This is a genomic window from Microvirga arsenatis (assembly GCF_009910705.1).
GTDB classification, from domain to species: domain Bacteria; phylum Pseudomonadota; class Alphaproteobacteria; order Rhizobiales; family Beijerinckiaceae; genus Microvirga; species Microvirga arsenatis.
The window spans coordinates 53,451-76,585 of the sequence record NZ_JAAAXJ010000007.1; the positions used below are offsets into that span (position 1 = coordinate 53,451).

The 23,135-nt window shown below is 64.5% G+C and carries 25 protein-coding genes; 8 read left to right on the forward strand and 17 right to left on the reverse strand.

Annotated features, from left to right (window positions below):
• The first annotated feature begins 66 nt into the window (after nt 1-66).
• Nucleotides 67-1,302 (forward strand): peptidase T, encoded by a 1,236-nt coding sequence (pepT, locus tag GR303_RS14280; protein ID WP_161722923.1) that lies wholly within the window; start codon nt 67-69, stop codon nt 1,300-1,302.
• Nucleotides 1,303-1,394: 92 nt separating this feature from the next.
• Here pepT and GR303_RS14285 read toward each other — a convergent pair whose 3' ends face one another.
• The 4 genes from GR303_RS14285 to GR303_RS14300 form a co-directional block, all read right to left on the reverse strand.
• Complete coding sequence (locus GR303_RS14285) at nt 1,395-1,643, reverse strand: DUF6894 family protein (protein WP_161722924.1); 249 nt, start codon at nt 1,641-1,643, stop codon at nt 1,395-1,397.
• A 242-nt stretch (nt 1,644-1,885) separates the two neighbouring features.
• Nucleotides 1,886-4,177: a putative bifunctional diguanylate cyclase/phosphodiesterase gene (locus GR303_RS14290; protein ID WP_161722925.1), complete on the reverse strand. Its 2,292-nt coding sequence runs from the start codon at nt 4,175-4,177 to the stop codon at nt 1,886-1,888.
• A 447-nt stretch (nt 4,178-4,624) separates the two neighbouring features.
• Nucleotides 4,625-6,172, reverse strand: coding sequence for an MFS transporter (locus GR303_RS14295; RefSeq protein WP_161722926.1), 1,548 nt, complete (start codon nt 6,170-6,172; stop codon nt 4,625-4,627).
• Nucleotides 6,173-6,254: 82 nt separating this feature from the next.
• Nucleotides 6,255-6,746, reverse strand: a complete 492-nt coding sequence (locus tag GR303_RS14300) for a RidA family protein (RefSeq protein WP_161723102.1) — start codon at nt 6,744-6,746, stop codon at nt 6,255-6,257.
• A 195-nt stretch (nt 6,747-6,941) separates the two neighbouring features.
• Between GR303_RS14300 and GR303_RS14305 the strand changes: the two genes are divergently transcribed.
• Nucleotides 6,942-7,640 (forward strand): TetR/AcrR family transcriptional regulator, encoded by a 699-nt coding sequence (locus GR303_RS14305; RefSeq protein ID WP_161722927.1) that lies wholly within the window; start codon nt 6,942-6,944, stop codon nt 7,638-7,640.
• A gap of 42 nt (nt 7,641-7,682) precedes the next feature.
• Here the strand turns inward: GR303_RS14305 and GR303_RS14310 are convergent, their stop codons facing one another.
• From GR303_RS14310 to GR303_RS14345, 9 genes are all read right to left on the reverse strand, one after another.
• Nucleotides 7,683-8,156: a VOC family protein gene (locus GR303_RS14310; protein WP_161722928.1), complete on the reverse strand. Its 474-nt coding sequence runs from the start codon at nt 8,154-8,156 to the stop codon at nt 7,683-7,685.
• A gap of 69 nt (nt 8,157-8,225) precedes the next feature.
• A complete protein-coding gene (locus GR303_RS14315) occupies nt 8,226-8,936 on the reverse strand; it encodes a L,D-transpeptidase (RefSeq protein ID WP_161722929.1) in 711 nt (236 codons plus the stop codon).
• A gap of 177 nt (nt 8,937-9,113) precedes the next feature.
• The gene (locus GR303_RS24755; RefSeq protein WP_343038436.1) at nt 9,114-9,392 is read right to left on the reverse strand and encodes a LexA family protein; all 279 of its coding nucleotides are present in this window, start codon (nt 9,390-9,392) and stop codon (nt 9,114-9,116) included.
• Nucleotides 9,393-9,725: 333 nt separating this feature from the next.
• Entirely contained in the window at nt 9,726-10,619 is an 894-nt protein-coding gene (locus tag GR303_RS14325; RefSeq protein ID WP_161722931.1) for a nucleotidyltransferase domain-containing protein, read from the reverse strand.
• A gap of 9 nt (nt 10,620-10,628) precedes the next feature.
• Nucleotides 10,629-11,564 carry a patatin-like phospholipase family protein gene (locus GR303_RS14330; RefSeq protein ID WP_161722932.1) on the reverse strand — a complete coding sequence of 312 codons (936 nt, stop codon included), beginning with the start codon at nt 11,562-11,564 and terminating at the stop codon, nt 10,629-10,631.
• A 131-nt stretch (nt 11,565-11,695) separates the two neighbouring features.
• Entirely contained in the window at nt 11,696-11,893 is a 198-nt protein-coding gene (locus GR303_RS14335) for a hypothetical protein (RefSeq protein ID WP_161722933.1), read from the reverse strand.
• Nucleotides 11,894-12,007: 114 nt separating this feature from the next.
• A complete protein-coding gene (locus tag GR303_RS25155; protein ID WP_281351472.1) occupies nt 12,008-12,136 on the reverse strand; it encodes a hypothetical protein in 129 nt (42 codons plus the stop codon).
• 81 nt (nt 12,137-12,217) lie between these two features.
• Nucleotides 12,218-12,658, reverse strand: a complete 441-nt coding sequence (locus tag GR303_RS14340) for a response regulator (RefSeq protein ID WP_161722934.1) — start codon at nt 12,656-12,658, stop codon at nt 12,218-12,220.
• On the reverse strand, nt 12,655-14,133 hold the full coding sequence (locus tag GR303_RS14345; RefSeq protein ID WP_161722935.1) for a sensor histidine kinase: 1,479 nt from the start codon (nt 14,131-14,133) through the stop codon (nt 12,655-12,657). Before GR303_RS14345 ends, GR303_RS14340 begins: the two co-directional genes overlap by 4 nt.
• A 72-nt stretch (nt 14,134-14,205) precedes the next feature.
• Between GR303_RS14345 and GR303_RS14350 the strand changes: the two genes are divergently transcribed.
• The 3 genes from GR303_RS14350 to GR303_RS14360 all read left to right on the forward strand — a co-directional run bounded on the left by GR303_RS14350 (nt 14,206) and on the right by GR303_RS14360 (nt 18,028).
• Nucleotides 14,206-15,189 carry a sensor histidine kinase gene (locus tag GR303_RS14350; RefSeq protein ID WP_161722936.1) on the forward strand — a complete coding sequence of 328 codons (984 nt, stop codon included), beginning with the start codon at nt 14,206-14,208 and terminating at the stop codon, nt 15,187-15,189.
• The gene (locus tag GR303_RS14355; RefSeq protein ID WP_161722937.1) at nt 15,165-15,605 is read left to right on the forward strand and encodes a response regulator; all 441 of its coding nucleotides are present in this window, start codon (nt 15,165-15,167) and stop codon (nt 15,603-15,605) included. The genes GR303_RS14350 and GR303_RS14355 overlap by 25 nt, the downstream gene beginning before the upstream one ends.
• A 551-nt stretch (nt 15,606-16,156) precedes the next feature.
• On the forward strand, nt 16,157-18,028 hold the full coding sequence (locus GR303_RS14360) for a calcium-binding protein (RefSeq protein ID WP_161747585.1): 1,872 nt from the start codon (nt 16,157-16,159) through the stop codon (nt 18,026-18,028).
• A gap of 119 nt (nt 18,029-18,147) precedes the next feature.
• On the opposite strand, the gene GR303_RS14365 is transcribed toward GR303_RS14360, so the two are convergent.
• Both GR303_RS14365 and GR303_RS14370 read right to left on the reverse strand, forming a co-directional pair.
• Entirely contained in the window at nt 18,148-18,711 is a 564-nt protein-coding gene (locus tag GR303_RS14365) for a hypothetical protein (protein ID WP_201752063.1), read from the reverse strand.
• Between the two features lie 86 nt (nt 18,712-18,797).
• Nucleotides 18,798-19,229 (reverse strand): cupin domain-containing protein, encoded by a 432-nt coding sequence (locus GR303_RS14370; RefSeq protein ID WP_161722939.1) that lies wholly within the window; start codon nt 19,227-19,229, stop codon nt 18,798-18,800.
• Nucleotides 19,230-19,286: 57 nt separating this feature from the next.
• Between GR303_RS14370 and GR303_RS14375 the strand changes: the two genes are divergently transcribed.
• On the forward strand, nt 19,287-19,775 hold the full coding sequence (locus GR303_RS14375) for a MarR family winged helix-turn-helix transcriptional regulator (protein ID WP_161722940.1): 489 nt from the start codon (nt 19,287-19,289) through the stop codon (nt 19,773-19,775).
• 81 nt (nt 19,776-19,856) lie between these two features.
• Here GR303_RS14375 and GR303_RS14380 read toward each other — a convergent pair whose 3' ends face one another.
• Both GR303_RS14380 and GR303_RS14385 read right to left on the reverse strand, forming a co-directional pair.
• On the reverse strand, nt 19,857-20,465 hold the full coding sequence (locus tag GR303_RS14380) for a hypothetical protein (RefSeq protein ID WP_210254030.1): 609 nt from the start codon (nt 20,463-20,465) through the stop codon (nt 19,857-19,859).
• Nucleotides 20,466-20,701: 236 nt separating this feature from the next.
• Entirely contained in the window at nt 20,702-20,989 is a 288-nt protein-coding gene (locus tag GR303_RS14385) for a GIY-YIG nuclease family protein (protein WP_161722942.1), read from the reverse strand.
• Between the two features lie 125 nt (nt 20,990-21,114).
• On the opposite strand from GR303_RS14385, the gene GR303_RS14390 reads away from it, so the two are divergent.
• Nucleotides 21,115-21,915, forward strand: a complete 801-nt coding sequence (locus GR303_RS14390; RefSeq protein WP_161722943.1) for a class I SAM-dependent methyltransferase — start codon at nt 21,115-21,117, stop codon at nt 21,913-21,915.
• Between the two features lie 287 nt (nt 21,916-22,202).
• On the forward strand, nt 22,203-23,135 hold the full coding sequence (locus GR303_RS14395) for a DMT family transporter (protein WP_161722944.1): 933 nt from the start codon (nt 22,203-22,205) through the stop codon (nt 23,133-23,135).

Here is a 23,135-nt window from a genome sequence, read left to right on the forward strand (position 1 = left end):
ATTCACGGACAGGCCCCGGCCCGCTACAAGTCGGGGGCCTCTTCCGCAGTTTGGATCCAGAACCCCATGGCCACCAGCGTCACCGACCGCTTCCTCCGCTACGTCGTCATCGACACCCAGTCCGACGCCAAGTCTCCCACCCAGCCCTCCACCGAGAAGCAGAAGGATCTCGGCCGCCTGCTGGTGGAGGAGCTGCACGAGATCGGCATCTCCGACGCGCATCTCGACGAGCACGGCTACGTCTATGCCACCATTCCGGCCAACACGCACAAGAACAACGTGCCCGTCATCTGCTTCTGCGCCCACATGGACACCGCGCCGGACTTCTCCGGCACGGGCGTCAAGCCGCAGATCGTGCGGAACTACCAGGGCGGCGACATCCGCCTGCCGGGGGATCCGAGCCAGATCATCCGCGTCGCCGACCATCCCGTGCTCAAGGACATGACCGGCCACGACATCGTCACCTCCGACGGCACCACGCTGCTCGGCGCCGACGATAAGGCGGGCATCGCCGAGATCATGGCGGCGGCCGAGTTCTTCGTGAACAACCCGGAGGTGAAGCACGGCGCGATCCGCATCCTCTTCACCACGGACGAGGAGATCGGCCGCGGCGTCGACAAGGTGGACCTGACGAAGCTCGGCGCCGATTTCGGCTACACCATGGACGGCTCAGCCGCCGGCACCATCGAGGACGAGAGCTTCTCGGCGGATGCGGTGGAGATCGCCATCCGCGGCGTGGCGATCCATCCGGGCTATGCCTACGGCAAGATGGAGAACGCGGTCAGGATCGCCGGCGACATCGTCGCGCGGCTGCCTCGGGACATGGCGCCCGAGACCACGAAGGGACGCGACGGCTTCATTCATCCCACCGGAATGTCCGGCGTGATGGAAAAGGCAGCCCTGAGCTTCATCATCCGCGACTTCACGGAAGAGGGGCTGAAGCAGAAGGAGGCGCTGCTGGAGAGCATCACCAGGCAGGTGATGGAGAACTATCCGGGCTCCACCTACACCTTCACGGTGAAGGAGCAGTACCGCAACATGAAGGTGGTGCTGGATCAGCGTCCGGAGATCGTCGAATACGCGGTGGAGGCCATCCGCCGGGCCGGCATGGAGCCCCAGCGCAGCAGCATCCGCGGCGGCACGGACGGCTCGCGCCTGTCCTTCATGGGCCTGCCCTGCGCCAACATCTTCGCCGGCGGCCACGCCTTCCATTCGCCTCTGGAATTCGTCAGCAGCCAGGACATGGAAAAGGCCGTCGCCACCATCGTCGAGCTCGCCAAGCTCTGGGAGGAGCGCGCCTGAAGGCGCGCTTCGCCGGGAGAACCTTGAGCCTGAAGCTCAGGCCGTTCACCGCTTCGGCGAGGCGGGCGTGAGGCGCAGCTTCGTTCGAACGGTCAGTGCGAAAGCCGGTCGGGCGTGATGGCTTCCAGGAAGGGGAATTCCATTACGATCTCGTCCAGATCGTCCTTCACCTCGATATGCGCCGAGGCCCAGTTGATCGGCTGATCGAATTCGGTGCCCATCAGGTTCTGCGCCATCGCCCTGGCCACCTCCCAGGCCTGATCCGCATCGCGCAGGTCCTGGCCTTCGGGATCGGGGAGGGCATCCGTGCCGATATGCACGTTGAAGAAATAGCGCGGCATGGGTGTTCCTGAAGCTCGAGGGGATGAAAGCCAACCGGGCAGGATGCGATCGGTTCCGTGTGAAACCCCGCACCGGCCGCATGAAGGTGCATGCCAGCCTTGCGTCTGACCCCCTCGAACGGTCCGGCCTCAGATGGTGCGTTCGGACAGCCCCTAGAGATGATTCCATCGACATGGAACCATCTCTTTCTTGCCTGCCGCATTTTTGGCGGCGAACCGGATCCACTTCGCCGAAAAGTGCTCTAGATGGTCGAGGGCGCAATTGTCAGGGCGCTCCTCTGCTCGAGACGGGGTGTGGGATCGAGGAGGCGCGCGACCTGCTCTCTGTCCAGGGCCTTGGAGTAGCGGTAGCCCTGCAGTTCATCGCAGCCCGCGCTGCGAAGGAAGCGCTCCTGCTCCTGAGTCTCGACGCCCTCGGCCGTGACCGTCAGCTTCATCGCCTGGCCCAGGGCGATGATGGCGCTGACGATGGCTGTCGCGCTGTCCTCCTTGCCCAGGCTGTTCACGAAGGACCGATCGATCTTGATCTTGTCGACTTCATAGCGGTGCAGATAGCCGAGGCTGGAGTAGCCGGTGCCGAAATCGTCGAGCGCGATCCGGAAGCCTGCCTCCCGCAAAGCCTTCAGCGTCTGAGCGGTCTGGCCTTCGTCGTCGAGCAGGACACCCTCCGTGATTTCCAGCTCGATCTTTCGGGGATCCGTGCCGTTCTCGCGGGCGATCTGGATCATTCGCTCCGCGAAGCCCTCGCCGCGGAATTGAACCGGGGAGAGATTGACGGAAATGAACAGGTTCGGCCATTGGCGCGACGTCGAACAGGCATCGCGCATGACCAGCTCCCCGATTTGCGCGATAAGGCCGGTTTGCTCGGCAACGGGGATGAACTGATCCGGCAGGATCATGCCGCGTCCCGGATGGCGCCACCGCACCAGGGCCTCGAGCCCGACGATGGGCTTTCCGGCTCCCGCGACCTGAGGCTGATAGGCCACCTCCAATCCGACGCCGGTGGCCAGCGCCTCGCGGAGCTCTTCCTCGATGGCTCCGCGGACCTTGACGGTCTCGTCCATCGCGGCCGTGAAGATGCGATAGCAGCCTCGCCCTTCCGCCTTGGCCCGGTAAAGCGCGATATCGGCCTTGCGCATCACCTCGACACGGTCCGTCCCTGCCTCGGGCGCAAGGGCGATGCCGATGCTGACGCCCACGAAGGCCTGGTGACCGAGAACGTCGAACGGCTCGCGAACGGCCGCGAGAATGCGGGTGCACAGAGCCTCGATATCCCCTTCGCCTGCGATTCCCGTCTGTACGATCGCGAACTCGTCGCCGCCCAAGCGAGCGAGGGTGTCGCTGCTTCTCAGGAGCTTCGACAACCGTCCCGCCAGTTCCCGGATGAGGCCGTCGCCGGCATGATGCCCCAATGTGTCGTTCACATGCTTGAAGCGGTCGAGGTCCAGCATCAGCACGGAGACCTTCTCGCCGCGCTGGGTGCGGGCCAGGGCCTGATCGAGACGGTCGTCGAAGAGAGCCCGGTTCGGCAGGCTCGTGAGCACGTCGTGGAAGGCAAGGTGCTGAGCCTGAGCCTCGCTGGCGCGGAGTTCGACGACCATGCTCTGAAGGGCCGACATCGCACGCGCCAGCCAACCCAGAAGCAGCCCCATGAGGACAAGGATGAGAACGCCGAGCAGCGCGCCGGCCGGCCCGATGATGCCGAGGATCTTCGTGCCCGGCGTCTCCGGCTTCCAGACGAAGTAGCCGATGCGGCTTCCGGTATCGGAGGTGAGCGGGACCGACACCTCGTCGCCCGCCTTGTCCCCGGTCGATGAGAAGCGCAGCCCCTCGATGAGGTTCTTCTCGGAGAGTTGCCGCAGGAAGGCGCCGTCGAGAAAGCGAACGCTGACCAGAACGAACTCGCTCCCGGGCTCCTGCGTCACCGCGTCCGAATGGGGAACGATCCGCATGGCGCTCACGGCCGCGGGCCGGCCGATCAGCTTCAGGAGATGGGCATCGTACACGGCTCGTCCCGAGGTCAGATGCTTCCCGTCCGCTGCAGGCTCGGGGGAGGTTCGAGCAGGCGGCCTCGGCGCCGCCCGCACTTCGGACAGGTGGCTTTCGAGATCCCGCTGGATCTGGCCGAAGGCCTGCGGTTCGACCGGAGCGCCATCGACGGCGGCAAAGACGGGCTCATCCTGCGCGTTCAGGATGTAGACCTGGTCGTGACCGTAGGTGCGGGTGAGCCAGGAGCCCAGGTTCTCGTCGATCCATTGCGTGTCCAACGGAGTCTTGTTGAGCTGGAGGACCGGGTCGTCCCAAACGGCGACGACCTCTTGCTGCAGCGAAAGCTCGCGCACGATGCCTCTGATGCTCCGCTCCGTCATCTGGAGCTGACGCTCGATGGCGGCTGAATCGCTCTGGCGGACGGCCCAGAAGATGGCCAATGCCGCAAGGCCGAGCGCCGCCAGGGTGGTCAGTGCGATCAGCGGCAGAGCCCTGCTCGAGACGTGCGGACCCACCCGGTTCTTCGAGGAAGCTTCTTTGCGCAATGTTTCCCCCATCGCATGAGGGCGGCTGGCATGATCCTGTCGACCACCCTCTGCCACGTTGTTCTTCTTGTGGCCGAGAAAATTATTAGTATTGGCTTGGTAGGTACGAGGAATATCGGTCTGGCCGGCAGACCTGAAAATGCCGGACTCTCACCGGCGCGGCGGAGAGGCCTCATGCCTTGAGGAGCTGCTCATCGCTCACGTCCTCAATCCACCACGATTATCGTGTCGATAGGCCGAGTTTCGCTGAACTTGGCATCAAGTCAACAGCGCCGCACCCGCATCGCCAGGAATTGCCCCGACACGGTTAATCAACGGATCATCCTGATCGCTGTGCAGTGCCGGCAGGCGCAGCCTAGAGCATTTTTCGGCGAAGTGGATCCGGTTCGCCGTCAAGAAATGCGGCAAGCCAAGAAGGGAGATGATTCCATGCTAATGGAATCATCTCTAGTGAGGCATCTGCGCGCTCTCGCCGATGTGAGCGCTGGAATAGATCCTGTGAGCAAGGGCTGCCAGGCCGAGCAGCGTCACCGCGGCCAGCGCGCAGCAGGCGGCAAAGCCGAGAGAGAAGCCGCTGCGCGCCGTTTCCAGCCACGCCGGTGCGGTCTGGCCCATCGCCTTGGCGGTCTCGACCGCGCCCGCGAGGGTCGCGGAGACGGCCTGTTGCTGGGCGGCGTTCAGGCCGTTCAGGTCCACGCCGCCCATCGTCATGCGGTAGACGAGGGTTCCGAGGCTTCCGAGGATGGCCACGCCGAGCGCTCCGCCGAACTCCGCGCTCGTCTCGGAGATGGCGGAGGCCGAACCGGCCTGCTCCGGGGGCGCGGTGCCCACGATCAGGCCCGTCGTGGTGAGGACGACCGGCACGAAGCCGAGACCGATCAGCATGCTGGCGCCAAGAACGCCGACCAGGCTCTCGGCATAGGCGGCGACGGCCATCGCGGACACGCCGACCGCATAGACGAGCAGCCCGATGAGAACGGTCTTGACCGGCCCGAGACGGTTCGTGAACCGGTACGCCTGCAACGACATGATCGTGAAGACGAAGGCGGACGGCACGGACCACACGGCCGCCTCGAGCGGCGACAGGCCGAGAACCAGCTGTAGGAACAGGTTCTGGAACAGGAACACGCCGAACACGAAGAACATGCCGGCCAGATTGACGATCAGCGAGGCGGTGAAGGCCGGGATGCGGAACAGGCGCAGGTCGATCATGGGATGCGCGAGGCTCTTCTGGCGGCGCACGAACAGCACGCCGACCATGAGCCCGGTCGCGATGGCGACCAGCTGGCGCGGCGCGAAGCCGTCGGCCGCCATGTGCTTGAAGCCGTAGATGATCGGCAGCACGGTCCCGAGCGACAAAGCCACGCTGACGAGATCGAGCCTCTCGCCGCCCTCGTTCCTGTATTCCGGCAGCAGGAAGGGCGCGGCGACCAGCAGCGCGAGCATGATCGGGATGTTGATCAGAAACACCGATCCCCAGTGGAAGTATTGCAGCAGCACGCCGCCGATGAGAGGGCCCACCAGCCCGCCCAAGGCGAAGGCGGTGCCCCAGATGCCGATCGCCCGGTTCCGCTCCTGTTCGTTCTGGAAGAGATTGACCACCAGGGACAGGGTCGAGGGAGCGATCGTCGCGCCGGCGATGCCGAGCAGCGCGCGCGCAACGATGAGCTGCTGCGCCGTGCCTGAGAACGCCGCGAGTGCGGACGCCAGACCGAAAGCGAAGGCGCCGATGAGCAGCACGCGCCGGCGGCCGATCCTGTCGCCGAGGGTGCCCATGGTCACGAGGAAGCCCGCGACCATGAAGCCGTAGATGTCGTTGATCCAGAGAAGTTCCGACGCCGACGGATCGAGATCCGCGACGATGGCCGGCATCGCCAGAAAGAGCACGGACAGGTCCATCGAGTAGATCAGGCAGGCGACCGACAGGACGCAGAGCCCGATCCACTCGCGACGCCCCGCGAGCGGCTGGATTTCGACCGTTGCCTGTTCTTGCATGAACCGACTCTCATCCTGGCAAGAGGCAGGTACTTACACGCTCCGCCGCGCATTCGGCAACCCGAACGGCCCTGATCCAGCATCAACCCTCATCCAGAACGACGACGGCCTCGACCTCGAACAGCATGGGATCGATGGCGAGCTTCGGCACGGGAACCAGGGTCTGCGCCGGCAGCGCCTCGCCGAACATGGCCTTCACATTCCTGGTCAGCACCTCGAGCTTGGACATGTCGTGATCGACCACGTAGACCGTGAGCTTGGCGACCCGATCCGGCTTCGCGCCGAGCGCCTCGATGGCCGTGCGCAGGTTCGCATAGGCCTGCTCGACCTGGACGGCGAAGTCGGGCGAGAGGCCTCCCGTGGCGTCCTGACCGCCCTGGCCCGAGATATAGGCCACCCTCGCTCCGGCGGGCACGATCACCGCGGTGCTGTAGCCGTTCGGCGTCGGGTCGTAGAGGTTTTGCGGATTGACGATGATCGGCTTGCGAGCGGTCCCGCCCGCTGTCGCCGCCTGGGAAACTCCCATGCTCATGATGAACCCTCCGGTAAGCAGATGTCTGACGGCGCGTGACAGGACGGTCTCCCGGCTCCGGCCGGGAGCATTGAACCCGGCAGCCGGCAGGATTGACCTTTCACCCGTTGCGCATACGATCGACTCGTACGCTGTACGACTGATTGGCACCGTACAGCGTACGAGTCAATGGCTTCAGGATCGACATGCCCCGGATTGTCGGCATAGATCATCGCTCCGAAGGGCAGGGAAGGACGGATGGCAGCCAAACGCAGCAGCGCCGGGAGCAGGACATCGCGACGGACGGGGGCCTCCCGTCCCCCCGCGCCGGAACCGGCCGGCGAGCCGTCGCTCTCCCTGGAGCGGATCGTGGCGGCCGCGGTGGAACTGCTCGATGCGCAGGGGCTCGACGGATTGACGATGCGCCGGCTCGCCGACCGGCTCGGCGCGGGGGCGATGAGCCTGTACTGGCATGTCGGCAGCAAGGGGGAGGTCCTCGACCTGGCCCTCGACGCGGTGCTCGCCTATCGCGGAGCGCCGCAGACCGGTCGGGCTCGGGACTGGCGCGCCGAGGTCGTTCACATGCTCGAAGACTGGCGCGCCTGCATGCTGCGCCATCCCTGGTCGGCATCGCTGCTGCCGCGCCGGGCGCTCGGCCCGAACATCCTGGCCCGCCTGGAACTGCTCGGCGAGACCCTGTCCAGGGCCGGCGTCGCGGAGGCGGATCTCAACGCCGGCATATGGTCGCTCTGGAACTACGTGATGGGCGCCACCATCACCCGGGGGAGCTTCGACCTCTCGGACGAGGACAGGGCCGCCGCGCAAAGGCGCCTGACGGAGCTTGGCCAGCATTACCCCACCATCGCGGGCACCCGTCTTCTGCTCGACGACGACTGGGACGGCGCCTTCAGGAAAGGCCTCGACTTCCTGCTCGACGGCATCGCTCCCGGGCGGTGAGCCCGCGCCGGCGCGGGCAGGGCCGCCATGGGCGACGGAACGTCAGCCGCGCCGCGCCGCCTCGATCTGGGCGACGTCGATCTTCGTCATGTGCATCATCGCCTCGAAGGCGCGCTTGGCCTCGGCGCCGCCGGCCGCCAGCGCCTCCGTGAGCACGCGCGGCGTGATCTGCCACGACACGCCCCACCGGTCCTTGCACCAGCCGCAGGCGCTCTCCTGGCCGCCATTGCCCACGATGGCGTTCCAGTAGCGGTCGGTCTCCTCCTGATCGTCGGTGGCGATCTGGAACGAGAAGGCTTCGTTGTGCTTGAACGCGGGGCCGCCGTTGAGGCCGAGGCAGGCCACGCCCGCAACGGTGAACTCCACCGTCAGCACGTCGCCCTCCTTGCCCGACGGGTAGTCGCCGGGGGCGCGGTGCACCGCATGGACCGCGCTGTCAGGGAAAGTCTCGGCATAGAAGCGGGCGGCCGCCTCGGCATCCTTGTCGTACCAGAGGCAGATCGTGTTCTTGGCCATGGCGCGTTCCTTAGATCCCTGGAGCCGGTTCTCCGGCTCTGTCCCCGCCGCTCGTCCGACGCCGATGCTTCAAGCCGGCAGCACGATCACCTTCGTCTTGACCGGCGTGCGGTCGTAGAGGTGGATCATGTCCTGCGTGAGCAGGCCGACGCAGCCGCTCGTGATGCCGTTGCCGATCGATTCCGCGTCGAGGCTGGCATAGATCGTGTAGAGCGTGTAGGCGCCGTTCTGGTAGAGATGGAGCGTGCGGGCGCCGAGCGGGTTGTCGAGGCCGCCCGGCATGCCGCGGGCCCATTTGGCCGCCTCGGGCTGGCGCTTGATCATCGCCGCGGGCGGGGTCCAGGTCGCCCATTCGCTCTTGCGCCCCACATAGGCCTCGCCGCTCCACCGGAACCCGTCGCGGCCCACATTGGCTCCGTAGCGGGTGGCGTTCCCGTCGCCCTCGACGCGGTAGACGTAGTAGTTGCCGGGATCGACGATGATCGTCCCGGGCGCCTCCCTGGTCTCGTAGCGAACCGTCCGGCGGAAATACTTGGGATCGACCTTGCTGACGTCGATCGCCGGGATCGGGAACTTTTCGTCGGGCACCGGCCCGTAGACCTGCCTCGCCTCGGCGAGGCTCATCCCGTCGGACGTGGCGCAGCCGGCGAGCCCCAGCGCGCCGAGGCCGGCGGCCGAGCCGGCCAGAAACGACCGGCGGCTGAGAAGCCCCGCCCGAGCCCCGAGCAGGGCGGCCTCGTCCCTCCCGCCGTCGCCGGCGTTCCCACCGTTCATGATCATGATTGGCCGTTCCCTTGTCCTGGCTGCCCGGCGCGACAAGGCTCCGGCAACCACCCGCTGGAATGTCTTGGTTGGGCTGGAGAGTGCCGTCACAGGGCGCGATTGGCAAGTCGGGGTTTCATGTGCAGAGGTGGGACAGGACGGTTGGGATGGCCGCAGGAAGCGGTAGCGGGAGCCTTACAGAAATGTAAGAAGGTCTGCGTTGAGCAGCAGGCGCTTGACGCTGCGCTCCCCACCGATGTCCATCACCACGGTGGCGGTTCGCCCGCGTGATGCTGCGGTCGACGATGAGCAGGTCGCCGGAAAAATCCGCGCCTTGACCATCGAGTGGCCGCCCACCTTGAAGAGAAACGTGAAGGCCGGATTGGGCGCCATCCAGCGAGGAAGCTCCACGTTGTCCTCAATGTAGTCCTGAGCCGGGGAGGGGAAGCTCGCACACACATCATGACCGATCACCGGAACACTTACCGTCCCGCCACTGACGTCTGCCAGGACTTTCGCTCTCGTGTATTTGAGAACAAAAAATGAACATATTGACGAAGGTGGCGTCAACCGAGCGCGGCTGGATGGTCGCTCATTCCATAAGGGAAGCTTAGAATATCCGCTGATGGAAGTATTTATTCACACGTATCCAAAGAATCGTCGTAACTAGAGGTAGAGCGATAAACCCATTGCAGATCCACCTATGTGTACGTTGAAGCAGGAACGTAGCTTGGAGCGATGTCCTTGTGGGCTCCAGAACTGCTAATCAAAGCCATCCCATAAGTGAAGTCTGTTCACGCGGAAAATCTACAGGTTCGGCCAATTGTTCCATAGATGCCGCAATGCGTTTAGGTATGCTTGGCAGTTGCCTGCCGACCAGTTCACTGGCGTGTTGCCAAGGAGTGGGTGAATACCGTTAGCACATTTGAACAATGAGCGATCTGCATTGATTATGTAGGTGAATGTCTCAACGAAAGTGTTTTCGAAACTCGTTCCGAATTTCTCGGATGGCACATTCCAGAGCATTCCTTCGATGAAGTACGATGGTGCGATGCCATCTGGAATTATGCTCCGTTCAATCAGATAGTTGCGCATGTTCTTATAGAGGCGCACTGTCGGCTTAAACCAGCTATTTGTCGCCTGATGTTTGGCTGTGCAGTTGTCGCTGTGCTGCACTGGGAAATTCACAATCCTCGTGCCGTCACGCAAGAAAAAGCAAATCCCGTCAGCGAAGCTCTCATCTTCCTCTGTGACACGGTAGTAATATTTAAATCGGGCACAAGGCAGCACATCGCAATCGCGACGTCTGCCGTCTCCAGGAATGAAGATGGCCTTTTGACCAACATCAATCCTCCCAAATTTTTGACGAAGCCAATCGGCTACCTCCTTCTTAAATTCGGGGAGCCCATAGTGTGCAGTACCAGGGTATTTACGCTCAAAGATGCGGTACTGATCAGCTGGGAGAGTAGGCGCGTCGTGATAGAATGTCGAATCGAGGCGGATTATTATGTCTACATCACTATCACGAAAGACATTCGTATCGTTTGCGTACGAGCCTTGTAGACGGATGTGAAAATTTTTCACGAAATACGCTGAATTCACGTCCTCAAGTACGCTTTTAACTGTCACGTATGTGTCGCGCGACTGCGCGATGGCCCCTTGGTGGGACCAAGTTTCGAGTTGTGGTTCGGGAACGGCCACGCGCTTCTCCTAGAATAAGTATTGCTTCAGAATCGGCTCTCGCGAAGCGTAAGACTCCGCGCCTCGCTGGCGTAGGATATTGAGTTTATCCATGTCATGTTCAAACAAGTCTGTTGCCATCTCTGGCTTTTCAAACGTGTCGCTAATGCGGACAGTGGCAACGTCCTTGAAAAGGATAACCCGGAGTTGATCCATGGACTGAGTGTTGATCTCCAACGTCTTCTGAAGTAGCTGGACGCTGACTAAGTATTTCTTCGCTAGCCACATCTTCAGACCTGGCTTCGGCTCGGGGTACACTCCGACGCCGACACTCACGACGCGCACATGCTCACGGGGAACTTGGAGTGCAACAAGTGCATCTGCTATTGCGTACAAGGTCGGATTATTCGCGCAGTAACCACCATCGATGAGTTCGATGCGATCTCCCATTGCCGTCGTAACGACCTTCCTGTTGAAGAATGGGTATGCTGAGCACGAAGCCTGTACCGCATCAGCGATCGTCACTCCAAACCCGGGCACAAAAGTCCCGGTGCGCCCGTGCGCTTGCTCTACGCTGCCCTTGAAGATCATCGGGCGCTCGATTTCCCACTTGGTTGCGACGACTCCTACGCCTGTCTTAACGGCGTCAAACCTTTGGTCTTTGAAGACTTCCCTAGCAAGGTGTTCAAGGGCTGCTGACTTTTCCTTAGGAGTCTTCCGTTGCATGATGGTGGGGACGTATTCCTTGTAGAGCTGATGGATCTCCTCAACTGAATGACCGAGAGCCAGGAGCGATGCGATAATGGCTCCAGTGCTCGTACCAAAAATCAAGTCGAATTTTTCGTACAGGCGGCAACCAATGAGCCCTTCGATCTCCCGAAGAACCCCCAAACTGTAGAAGCCTTTGGCGCCTCCTCCATCAAGGCTCAGAATGCGACAAGGCTTTTCTGCCGAGAAGTTCGTCATCTTGTACTTTGCACGTTATAAAGTTGATATAGATTACTTTACAACCGCACGCTGCAAAGAGCCTTGTTGCCATTGTCCCCAACCTAATTCCGATATTGTGGTGTCCTAGTTCATCACGTCGCCTGTTCAGTTCAAATCCCCGCCCCATTCTCAGACGTCCATCGATAGCGCTCCTCATACTCCTGCTCCTCGCGTTCGATGCGCTCCACATGGGCCGCGAGTTCGTCGTGCAGTTCGGCGAGGCTGCGGCGGGGCTGGTTGTCGATCTCGTATGCCCGACGGCAAGAGCGGGTGGGGCCGTCCCACGGCTCGACTGGCAAGTCGGGCATTCATGCCCGGAGGTGGGGCTGAACGGTCCGGAGGGCCATGGCGGGTCACGATCGATCCTCGCACGAGGGAGCCTCTGGGCTTTCGGGTTCGGCGGTGAGGGCTGCCTCGAGGGCTCAGTGGGATTGCTGCGCGGATGGGATTGCTTCCGGAGAGGGGAGTTCCGGCAGGATCCCGTTCAGATCGTCCGTCACCGCGATCCGCGACGAGGCCCGGTGGGTGGGCCGCTCGAACGCAGCGGTCATCAGGGTTCGGCACGCCCGTCGCCCTGCCACGTCCATGGCGACACGGGCAAACCATCGATGGGCGGCAGCGACCCCGGACCTTCACATGGCGGGTCGAAGGCTCTCGTTGAGGCCGAGCCAATAGGCGTCGATCTGCTCGACCATGCGCAGCAGTTCGTCGGGACGCGCCGGCTTCACCAGATACGAGTTCGCCCCGAGGTCGTAGGCCCTCTGGAGGTCGACGCTTTCCCGCGAGGAGGTCAGGATGATCACGGGGATGGTTCGAAGGAGCGGCTGCCCCTTGATCCACGCGAGCACCTCGAAGCCGGAACGGCCGGGAAGCTTGAGGTCCAGGAGGATGACCACCGGACGGGGCCGGTCCGGAGCGCTGCCGGCGCGGTCGAGAAATGTCAGCGCCTCGTTGCCGTCCACCGCGAAGTGGAGGGGCGTCTCCACCTTGGCTTTTCGAAAGGCCCGGGCGAGCAGGTCCCGGTCGTCGGGATCGTCCTCGACGATCAGGATCAGGTCGTCGGCAGGGTTCATTCCGGCCTCTCCTTCCGTGCCGACCTGAGCTCGATCCAGAAGCGGCTTCCCTCTCCCGGCCTTGAGATCACGCCGCTGCGGCCGCCCATGCGTTCAAGGCTTCTGCGGACGATGGCGAGGCCGATCCCTGTCCCCGGATAGCTTTCCACGCCATGAAGGCGCTGGAAGGGCTGGAACACGCGCTCCTGATGGGCGGGATCGATGCCGATGCCGTTGTCCTCGATCCAGAGCCGGACCCGCCCGTCCCGCGCCTCGGCCCTGATGCAGATCCGCGGTGTCCGGTCCGGCGGGACGAACTTGATGGCGTTCGACAGCAGGTTCGCCGCGGCCTGGGCGAGGGTGGGCGGATGCGCCATGACGTCGGGCAGAGGATGCTTCACCTCGACCGCCGCCTTCGTTTCGCGAATCTGCAACTCGGCATCGGCGATCACCCTCTCTATCGTGGTTTCGAGGGAAACCGGGCGCACGCTCACCTCCTCCCGGGCCAGGCGGCTGTAGGTGAGGATGTCCTGGATCAGGCCCTCCATTCGTCCGGCGGCGGCGACGATGCGCGTGGCAAAACGATGACCCTCCTCCGGCAGGACGGAGCCGTAATCCTCCACGAGCGCATCGGCGTAGCCGTGCATGGCGCGCAGCGGCGCCCTCAGGTCATGGGAGATCGTGTAGGCGAAGGCATCGAGCTCGCGGTTGACCTGGGTGAGCTGGGCGGTGCGCTCCTCGACCTGCCGTTCGAGGCTGCGCCGGAAGCCCCGCTCGGCCTCCAGGAGCCGGGCATTGGCGCGCTGCCGCCCGATCCAGATGACGCCGAGGATGGTGCTGACCAGCGCCAGGACCCCCGTCAGGGCGGCGACCCGGCTGGTCCAGGTCGCCTGCCGCTCCAGGCGCCGGGTGCGGGAGACCATGATGTCCCGCTCGGCATGCTCGAACGCGACGATGGCAGCGTCGATCTCCTCCATCAGCCGCTGCCCGGCATCCGTCCGGACCAAGGCCAGGGCCTCCTCGAGGCTCCGGTGCCGAAGCTCGACCGTTCGGGCCAGCTCGTCCAGCTTGGCCTGGATGAGCGGGCGCAGCTGACGAAGGCGGCTCACCTGCCCAGGATCCTGCACGTCGTTTTCCAGCCGCCGGAAGCTGTCCCAGACCTGTCCGGTCGCCTGCTCGTAGGGAGCGAGGTAGCGGCGCTCCCCGGTCAGGATGTAGCCCCTCTGGCCCGTCTCGGCGGCGCGAACGTCCACGTGCAGTTCGGCCACGCCCTGAAGGATGGAACTCGCGCGCAGAACCAGGCCCCGGGCCTCCGAGAGGCTCAAGAGAAACACGTTCAACGTGATCGCGCTGGCGACCAGCAGCGCCCCGGCCAGCGCAAGGGCGCCGGAGCCGAGAAACGGCCTGATCCGGGACGGGCCGGACGTAACAGGGTCACGCGTGGGCGGTGTCTCGGCCGCCGTTCGTGACGGATGGCTGCCGGTGGACAGGATCAACGGAGCTTCCCGTTCGTTGCCTTTGCAGCCTCGTGCACCAGTTCATTCATCGCTTCCTGCCTGAACGATCCCATGCGCATCCTCTTTGTCGATGACGACCCCGATACCCGTGCTCTGGCAATTCGGGCCGTTGCCCAGGAGTTCCCCGACGCCGACATCCGGGAAGCTCCCGATCTCAATGGGCTCGAAGCCCTCCTGCGGGAGCCGGCGCCCGACATTCTGGTCACCGATTACGACCTGCGCTGGTCGGACGGGATCGCCGTCTTCGACAAGGTCAAGGCCGCCAATCCCTTCTGCTGCACGGTCATGTTCACGGGCACGGGCAACGAGGAGCTGGCGGTTCGCGCGCTCAAGCACGGCTTCGACGATTACGTGGTCAAGGGCGCCAAGCAGCTTCGCCGCCTCGCCGCGGCGGTCCGCTCGGCCTACGACCGCAGGCGGGAGCTGCTCGAGCTCAGCGAAAACCGCGACCTGGTTCTCAAGGAGCTGTACCACCGGCTGCACAACAACCTCCAGATCGTGATCAGCCTCCTGCGGATGACGGAGAAGGCGATCGCGGACCCGAGCGACCGGGAGCAGCTCGCGGACCTCCAGCGACGCATCCAGGCGCTGAGCGCCCTGCAGGAGGAGTTCTACCGCTCGGAGGACTTTCGCCGGGTGGACTTTGCGGCCTTCGTCGAACGGCTGGCCGGAAGCCTCGCCGGGTTGTCGGGCGGGCGCGTTCGGCTTGCCCTTCGGCTGGAAGCGGTGGAGTTGCCGGTTGACTTGGCAGTGCCGTTCGGGCTCATTGCCAATGAAGTTCTCACCAATTCCTTGAAGCATGCGTTTCCGGACGGTCGCGCCGGACAGCTGTCGGTGACTCTCGAAGCGGCAGCCAATCGAGCGGTCCTGACCGTCGCGGACGATGGAGCGGGATACCCCGAGGATTTGGATCCGTCTGCGGCGTCCGGTGTCGGAATGCGCCTCATCCGACGGCTGGCGGACCAGATGGAGGGTGAGGTGTCGTTCGAACGAGGCGAAGCGGGAGCCACATGCCGGATCAGCGTTCCACTCTGAGCGAGAGGCTGCGCGTTCTCATCGTCGAGGACGAAACCCTCGTGGCGGACTACATCGCCGATGTGGTCGAGGAAGCGGGTCACGAAGTGGCGGGCTTTGCCGCGACGGGCGAGAAGGCGCTCGAGGCCCTGGCGCGGGACCGGGTCGACCTCGCCATCCTGGACATCAAGCTGAAGGGCAGCATGACCGGGATCGATGTCGCCCACGCGGCGCGCGATCGTGCAATCCCCTACCTGTTCATCTCCGGGTCCGGCGAAGCCCTGACGCGTCAGGCCGCCGAGGCCACAGGCCCGCTCGCCTTTCTCCAGAAGCCGTTCAACCAGGAAGAACTCGTTTCGGTTCTCAGGACCACCGCGGAGCGCGAAGCGACATCCGCACGGGCGTTCGCCCCGGATGCCAAGGGGCAAGAGGGCTGATGGCTGCGCCATGCGTCCTGCTTCTCGGCAGGGTGCATGACGGGTTGAAGGAGCGCGCAGGATCGAGTGAACGTGCGAATGTCCGCTGATCTTTTCCGTTGAGCCTTGCCGCTCTTGCTCAAATTCCCCCGCCATTCCCGCACGTCCCGGTGCAGGCCCTCCTCGCGCTCGATGGGCTCGGGATGGGCCGCGAGCTCGCCGCGCAGTTCGGCGAGGATCCGCGTGAGGCGGGCCAGCGGCTGAAGATGTCGCGGTCGGATCAGCTGGTGACTGATGTAGATTCGCAGGCATGCTAAGCTTAGCCGATACAAGAGCATCGATTATTCTGCCGATAATCGAAAGCGGAAGTGTCAGCGGCCAGTATTGAGGTTCTAAGCTTGGCAGATGTTCATCAGGTTATTTTGAGCAATCTGCATCCAATCGCTGACATGTCGTGTAGTGTCTGCTCAGGGTGAATGCGGGCTTCTTCCTTGTCTTGCGTGCGGCTGTCCGAGGGCCAAGGCCACGCCACTCCCCTGAAGCTCACTCGCTACCAACCATGGGAGTCGTCGATGACTGAGCAAAACCATACGGGACACGGCGGATCGTCTTCTGGCGCAGCCAGCGGATCGCATAGTTCGCTGGACCTGAACAGCGCAAACCTCAATGCCGCGCTTCAGGCCTTTTCCGGGGCAGACCGCGTGTTCTTCGCGGATTTGAACGAGCTTAACAATTCCGAGGCCGAAGGCGGGGCTCTGCTCCTGCTCAAGGGCAACCGACTCACCGTCATCACGGCCGCAAGGGGTGTCGAGGCCGGCCAGATCCACCCGCAGCACATTCACGGTTTCGTGGACGGGAGCAACGCGACCGTGCCGACCCTGGCTCAGGACGACGACCGGGACGGGTTCATCGAACTGGACGAGGGTGGAGACACCTATGGCCCTGTTCTTCTCAGCCTCACCTCGCCTCCCGGGCCTGAAGCCTCGGGCTTCCCGAACCCCGCCGGCACCTCGTTCCTGTTCTCCCAAACCTACGACCTGACCGATCCGCGCAACGGCGAATTCGCAAATCTGTTGGACGACGTGTCGCTCAACAGGAGGGAGATCGTTCTGCACGGCAAGACGGTTCTGGCCGGGCACGGGCAAGGCACGGCCGGCGAGGTGGATGGCACGGCCGGCTACAAGATCGTGCTGCCGATCGCCTCCGGTGAGCTGCGTGAACTCTCCTACAGCAGCGCCCTCGCGCTGTTTCAGGATGCGGTCTCCCTTCAGGTTCGCAGAGCTGTTGTTGGGGATGGTGGAAGCGATGTGCTTCGCGGCACGGGAAATGACGACAACCTCCAAGGCCGCGGCGGCCACGACGAGCTGTACGGCCGAGGGGGCGACGACTACCTGAGCGGCGGCTCAGGCCGCGACGAGCTGTACGGCGGCTCCGGCGACGATTACCTCGACGGTGGCTCGGGCCATGACGAACTGTTCGGCAACGCGGGCAATGACCATCTTGTCGGCGGGTCGGGCAATGACGAATTGTCCGGCGGAACAGGTCATGACCATCTCTTCGGCGGCACAGGCAACGACCGCGCCTTCTTCAATGTCTCGACCGGCGGCTCGGACATCGTCAATCTCGGTTCGGGCTCCGACATTGTCAGCGTCACCGCTTCCTCGGCGCGGCAGGTTCGTCTCACCTTTACGAGCGCGGAGGTGGGCAATGGAACGGCGACCGACGCCGATACGATGACCAATCAGGATGGCGGCCTCGCGGTTCGCCTTCAATCCGAGAACAGCGCCGGCGAACTCATCGGCGCCATCAGCCGCTTCGACGATGAAGGCATCACGTTCGATGCGGCGAGGTCCGGATTGACCTTCGACGTGCGGGACCTCGTTTCGGGCGCCGCCCGCGGCGATCGGTTCGACGTGGTCAGCCTCGGCACCAGAGGAGCCGACAATCTCCGGGCCGTTCAGTCGGGCGACGCCTACTACTTCAACGCCGGCATGGGCAATGACCGGGTGACGGGCGGGAGAGACGGCGACTTCCTGGTGGGCGGTGCCGGCAACGACAGCCTCGGCGGCGGTCGCGGCGACGACACGTTCATCGGCGGCGGCGGCAATGACGTGCTCACCGGAGGAACGGGCGACGACGCCTTCATCTTCAACGCTCCTCTCGACCCGGCGGGCAATGTCGACAGGATCCGGGACTTCAGCGCCAGTGACGATACGCTGCGGCTGGACAACGCCGTCTTCGTCGGGCTGACGGACGGAGCCCTGAGCGCCAATGCCTTCGCGCTCGCAAGCGCCGCCGCGGAGGCCGATGACCGGATCGTCTACGATCAGAGCACCGGCAACCTGTTCTTCGACGCCGATGGCGGGGCTCGTGACAATCAGACGCTGTTTGCAACCCTGACCAACAGGACCAGCATCACGGCAAGCGACTTCTTCGTGGTCTAGCCGTCCCACGACCAGCAGGGTGCCCCGGCCACAGGGCCGGGGCACCTTTGTCCTGTGCCAATTGGAGCAGCCACTGGCCGTCATCCCGGGCACCCGGTTCCGGCACTTATGCTGACCGCTCAGTGCGCTTTCTGTCGAGCCTTCTTGTCTTGCTCCAACAACGCGGCGGGCACAAAGTACAGGTGAACATCATAGTGCGGCACCTCGAAGCCCGGATGGCCTTTCGGCACGAAGTCGAAGTTCACGTGGTCCACAGGTGGCTGGGGCGTTGCGATCCTGTGCCAGGGTCGTAGTCGCTCGAAGCTCTTGCCGTCGCGCAAATCCTGTTGTGCGATCATGAACTCCATGCAGGTCACCCGCCCTTCCATCACGCAGTAGACTGGCCCGAGCGGCAGGTCGCGCGGGTCCGCCCAATGTTCGCCCATGCCAGGGACGTGTGGTGAGATCCGCTCCACGCCGGGCGGCAGGTCCGCGAGCGGAGGGAGGTGAGCGAGGCGTTTGGCCAGAGGCTGTCTGGCGTCCTGCGCCGTGCTGCTGGAGGCAGCATGATGCTCGGCGGGCTCGTGCGCGATGGCCGGAACCGGTGTGGCGGCCAAGGCTGCCGTGATAAGAACTGCGGCAATCTGACGGCCCGTGAGGCCCGATGTCTGCAACAGGACATTGCTGTTGTAGGTCTGATCCATGGTGAGTGTCCTTCAGTGAAGACCATTCCGGACGCCCGCTTCGCCAAGGTGACATGGGCGAAGCGAATGCGTCGGTATTGTCGTGCTCAGGTGGGGATGAGGCCGTGACGGAGCATGATCTCCTTCACCTGCGCCAAGTCGGGTTTGCCCGGAACGTTCACCGCCGCAGCGATCTCCTCGAAGTAGCGCCGACCAATCGAGCCGGGGGTCAGAACGACCAACGCCCGTGCGGTCGTCCCATGCAGGTTCTCGTGGTGGTGCACGCTCCCGCGCGGGATGAAGATGACGTCGCCGGAGCGCAACTCGCGCCTCTCTCCGTCCAAGGTCACCGTGAGGGTTCCTTCCAGTCCGTAGACCGCCTCGTCCACGTCGCGGTGGAAGTGCGGCGCTGGTACGCGGGCCTGTGGCGGGACGGTGAACTCGAACATGACGAGGTCACCCGAGCCCTGGGTTTCATCGACCAGGAACCGCAGATCCAAGTCGCCGATCCGGACGGCGTTGCTGCTAATGTCTTTCATGATGCTCTCCTTTGATGTAAAGTGTCTTTACGTCAACGAACATAAAGCGACTTTATAATGAGCGCAAGTGCGTTTGATCACATTGATGAGGCAGGAGCCGGCGAGGAAAACGACCCTCCGTTCGTGGGAGCCTTGCTGCGCCAGTGCTGGCGGCGTGCACGCGACCGGATCCAGGAGGCCATCCGGGCGGCTGGTTTCGACGACTTGCAGGAGGCGCACCTTGCGGTGTTCACCTACCCCCTGCCGGATGGGGTCAGGCCGGCGGACCTGGCCCGGCGAATGGGGATGTCGCCGCAGGCCACCAACTACCTGATCGCCCAGGTTGAGGCGCTCGGATATCTTGAACGACGCGCCTCGGAGGGCAGTGAGCGGCGCTTGGTTTACATGACCGAGCGTGGCTGGCAGGTGGGCGAGACGATCTTCGCCTCCTTGCGTGAACTGCAGGCGGAATGGGCCGATGAGGTTGGGCAAAAGCGGTTCGCGGACTTCATGGCGGTGTTACGACGTCTCGCAGCAGAAGAGCCGGCGAGAGATCCCCGCAAGTAGGCCATGGGGCAGGTGACCTGCGCCCCAAGGGGCCATCCCAATCGCCTGCAGGTCAGTTTGTCCACTCCGCCTAGCCTCCCGCTAGATCCCCCCGCCATTCTCGAACCACCATTCCCGCACGTCCCAGTGCAGGCCTTCCTCGCGCTCGATGCGCTCCAGATGGGCCGCGAGCTCGTCGCGCAGTTCGGCGAGGCTGCGGCGGGGCTTTGGGGCGTCGATCTCGTATTGCCCTGGAGGCAGGGGCGGGTGGGGGTGCTTGTCCAGCTCGCCCAGCGTCCGGGTGAGGCGGGCGAGCGGCTGGAGGGCGCGGTGGGCGCGCTCGATGGGCTGGCTCTCCAGCTCCTCCGCATGGCGCTCGGCGAGGCGCCAGAGCTTTTCCGTGATCTCCTGGCGCCGCCCGCCCGTGACGGGGCGCGGGGCTCTGCGCCGGCGCTCCGGCTCCGGGCTCGGCGTCGCGATGCGGGCTGACGCGGCCGCGCCCGGCGGACGGCGCCAGCCGCCCTGCGCGGCATAGCGCGAGAGGGTGGAGGCCGAGACCCCGAGCGCCTGACCGATGCGCTTGAGGGAGAGGGTCGAGCCCTCCACCCATTCGCGCAGCTCCGCAACCCGCTCCGGGCTGAGCTTGTCCCGCACGTTCGAGGAGGGGGCGGAAGGGGCCGGGGAGGGAGGGGCAGGGTCGCCGTGCGTCATGGCCATCGGTTCTTCGCAAACGAGTACAAACCATGAACAAGATAATGTTCGCAGGGCAACCGTCAAGGTTGTGGTCTCCCCGTCATTCCGGGGCGCCGAAGGCGAACCCGGAACCCATAACCGCTGACGATGCAATAATGGCGCGACGCGGCTCGCCCCTTCCTGAGCCGTCGTGTTTATGGGTTCCGGGTTCCGCTGCGCGGCCCCGGAATGACGGAGAGGAGCGGAGGGTGACCTCACCTGTTCAAGGTGAGATACAGGTCCGACCAATCGGGATTCATCTCTTCGATCAGGGCGATCTTCCAATCGCGGCGCCACTTCTTGAGACTCTTCTCACGGGCGATGGCCTCGTCGATGCGGTCATGGACCTCATACCAGACGAGGCGGCTCACATCGTACCGGGCGGAGAAGCCGGGGATGAGCTTGCGTCGGTGTTCGTCCGCTCGCCTCGCCAGATCGTTGGTCACGCCAAGATACAGCGTGCCATGGCGGCGGCTTGCGAGGAGGTAGACGTAGTAGGGCATGCTGCAATCGGGAGGCCGGGAGTGCGTGCTACACAGTAGCACGGTTGACGCAAACCTTCATCATCGGCCTGCGACGAGTTCCGCAAGATGCGCTACACTCCGGCGGGGGTGCGGAGGGTTGTCCGATGCCGATCGAGCCGGGCCTGTGGGGCGCGGGAGACTCTTACGAGCGCTATATGGGCCGCTGGAGCCGTCGGGTCGCGCCGGCCTTCGTGGACTGGCTCGGGCTTCAGTCCGGCGGGGCCTGCATCGATATCGGCTGCGGCACAGGAATCCTGACCGCCGCCTTGCTGGAGGGGGCCGCGGTTGCGCGGATCGTCGGGATCGACAGCGCGCTGGGCTTCCTCGACCTGGCGCGGGCGCGGGTGGCCGATCCGCGGGCGACGTTCAGGCCGGGGGACGCGCTGGCGCTGCCGGAGGCGGACGATGCCTTCGACCTCGCCGTCTCGGGGCTCGTGCTGAACTTCCTGCCCGACAAGGCGGCGGCGCTCGCCGAGATGGTCCGGGTGGTGCGCCCGGGCGGCCTCGTGGGGCTCTATGTGTGGGATTATGCCGGCCACATGCAGATCATGCGCCATTTCTTCGACGTGGCCGCTGCGCTCGACCCGCGGGCGCAGGACTTCGACGACGGGGTGAAGGCGCCTGTCTGCCGACCCGGTCCGCTCGGAGCGCTGTTCGAAGGCGCGGGCCTCGCGGACGTGGAGGTGCGGGCCATCGACATCGCGGCCGCGTTCGAGAGCTTCGACGATTACTGGACGCCCTTCCTCGGCGGCACCGGCTCGGCGCCCAGATACTGCATGTCGCTGACCGAGCCGGCGCGTGCGGAATTGCGCGAGCGGCTCCGCGCCCGGCTGCCGACGGGGCCGGACGGCGAGATCCTGCTCGCCGTGCGGGCCTGGGCGGCGAAGGGGCGGGTCGCCGGCTAGGGCAGCGGACGCAAAAGCGGGAACCGGTTTCGCGTGAAAAGGTGCTCAAGGAACGGCGTTCCAAGGCGTTCCAGAGAAGGTTCAAGGGCTTGGCGGGCGTTCCAAGCCGTTCCAAGCCGTTCCAGGCCCGTTCCAAGCGCATTCCAGGGGCGTTCCAAGGCCGTTCCAGGCAAACCGCCCGTCCCGGGAGGTTTCATCACCGTTTCAGCGGAAAACGATCAGAGATCATCATTTGTGCTGATGGGCCTTCGGGCGTATCCGAAGGACTCGCACGAGGATGAATCGCCATGAGCCATGCCACCGCCGCCCTGCCGGAGCAGAGCCTGAAGGGAATCGACGGCACGACCCTGGGCCTCTACGCGGCCACCGTGTTCCTGTGGGGGGTGAGCTGGATCGGCATCCGGGCGCAGCTCGGCATCGTGGCGCCGGAGATGTCGGTGCTGTGGCGCTTCCTGCTCGCCGCCGTGCTCATGTGGGGCTGGGTGCTCGCCACCGGCCACCGGGTGCGCTTCGCCCTGGCCGAACATCTGCGCTTCATGGGCGTGGGGTGCTGCCTGTTCTCGTTCAACTTCGTCTCGTTCTACTACGGTGGGCTGACCATCCCGTCCGGCCTGCTCTCGGTGGTGTTCTCGCTGGCCTCCGTGTTCAACCTCGTGCTCGGCTTCGCCATTTTCCGGCAGAGGCCGGAGCCGCGGGTGGCGCTGGGCGGCGTCATCGGGGTCGCCGGCATCGTGTTCCTGTTCTGGCCGGAGATCGCGGGCGCCGGCTTCAACGCGGCGGCGCTGAAAGGTCTGGCCCTGTGCGTGATGGGCACCCTGTTCTTCTGCTCGGGCAACATGGTCTCGACGGTGGTGCAGCGCCGGGGCGTGCCGCTGCTCTCCGCCACCGCCTGGGGCATGACCTACGGATGCGGCGTGCTGCTGGCGGTCAACCTGCTGCGCGGCAATGCCTTCATCATCGAGCCCACGGTGAAGTATGTCGGCTCGCTCGTCTATCTCGCGGTCGGCGCCTCGGTGCTGGCCTTCATGGCGTACCTCACCCTGCTGCGCCGCCTCGGGGCCGCGCGGGCGGGCTACGCCACGGTGCTGTTTCCCATCGTGGCGCTCACGGTCTCCACCGTGATCGAGGGCTATGCGTGGACGCCGCTCGCCGTGATCGGCGTCGTGCTGGCGCTCGTCGGCAACGTGCTCGTGCTGCGCCGGCCGGCGGCCGCGAAATAA

What these genes read in the sequence shown, in the direction of transcription:
- pepT (WP_161722923.1), top strand. Translation starts at nt 67, where the DNA reads ATGGCCACCAGCGTCACCGACCGCTTCCTCCGCTACGTCGTCATCGAC.
- GR303_RS14285 (WP_161722924.1), bottom strand. Translation starts at nt 1,643, where the DNA reads ATGCCGCGCTATTTCTTCAACGTGCATATCGGCACGGATGCCCTCCCC.
- GR303_RS14295 (WP_161722926.1), bottom strand. Translation starts at nt 6,172, where the DNA reads ATGCAAGAACAGGCAACGGTCGAAATCCAGCCGCTCGCGGGGCGTCGC.
- GR303_RS14305 (WP_161722927.1), top strand. Translation starts at nt 6,942, where the DNA reads ATGGCAGCCAAACGCAGCAGCGCCGGGAGCAGGACATCGCGACGGACG.
- GR303_RS14310 (WP_161722928.1), bottom strand. Translation starts at nt 8,156, where the DNA reads ATGGCCAAGAACACGATCTGCCTCTGGTACGACAAGGATGCCGAGGCG.
- GR303_RS14315 (WP_161722929.1), bottom strand. Translation starts at nt 8,936, where the DNA reads ATGATCATGAACGGTGGGAACGCCGGCGACGGCGGGAGGGACGAGGCC.
- GR303_RS14330 (WP_161722932.1), bottom strand. Translation starts at nt 11,564, where the DNA reads ATGACGAACTTCTCGGCAGAAAAGCCTTGTCGCATTCTGAGCCTTGAT.
- GR303_RS14335 (WP_161722933.1), bottom strand. Translation starts at nt 11,893, where the DNA reads ATGCCCGACTTGCCAGTCGAGCCGTGGGACGGCCCCACCCGCTCTTGC.
- GR303_RS25155 (WP_281351472.1), bottom strand. Translation starts at nt 12,136, where the DNA reads ATGACCGCTGCGTTCGAGCGGCCCACCCACCGGGCCTCGTCGCGGATC.
- GR303_RS14340 (WP_161722934.1), bottom strand. Translation starts at nt 12,658, where the DNA reads ATGAACCCTGCCGACGACCTGATCCTGATCGTCGAGGACGATCCCGAC.
- GR303_RS14350 (WP_161722936.1), top strand. Translation starts at nt 14,206, where the DNA reads ATGCGCATCCTCTTTGTCGATGACGACCCCGATACCCGTGCTCTGGCA.
- GR303_RS14355 (WP_161722937.1), top strand. Translation starts at nt 15,165, where the DNA reads ATGCCGGATCAGCGTTCCACTCTGAGCGAGAGGCTGCGCGTTCTCATC.
- GR303_RS14360 (WP_161747585.1), top strand. Translation starts at nt 16,157, where the DNA reads ATGACTGAGCAAAACCATACGGGACACGGCGGATCGTCTTCTGGCGCA.
- GR303_RS14365 (WP_201752063.1), bottom strand. Translation starts at nt 18,711, where the DNA reads ATGGATCAGACCTACAACAGCAATGTCCTGTTGCAGACATCGGGCCTC.
- GR303_RS14370 (WP_161722939.1), bottom strand. Translation starts at nt 19,229, where the DNA reads ATGAAAGACATTAGCAGCAACGCCGTCCGGATCGGCGACTTGGATCTG.
- GR303_RS14375 (WP_161722940.1), top strand. Translation starts at nt 19,287, where the DNA reads ATGAGCGCAAGTGCGTTTGATCACATTGATGAGGCAGGAGCCGGCGAG.
- GR303_RS14380 (WP_210254030.1), bottom strand. Translation starts at nt 20,465, where the DNA reads ATGACGCACGGCGACCCTGCCCCTCCCTCCCCGGCCCCTTCCGCCCCC.
- GR303_RS14385 (WP_161722942.1), bottom strand. Translation starts at nt 20,989, where the DNA reads ATGCCCTACTACGTCTACCTCCTCGCAAGCCGCCGCCATGGCACGCTG.
- GR303_RS14390 (WP_161722943.1), top strand. Translation starts at nt 21,115, where the DNA reads ATGCCGATCGAGCCGGGCCTGTGGGGCGCGGGAGACTCTTACGAGCGC.
- GR303_RS14395 (WP_161722944.1), top strand. Translation starts at nt 22,203, where the DNA reads ATGAGCCATGCCACCGCCGCCCTGCCGGAGCAGAGCCTGAAGGGAATC.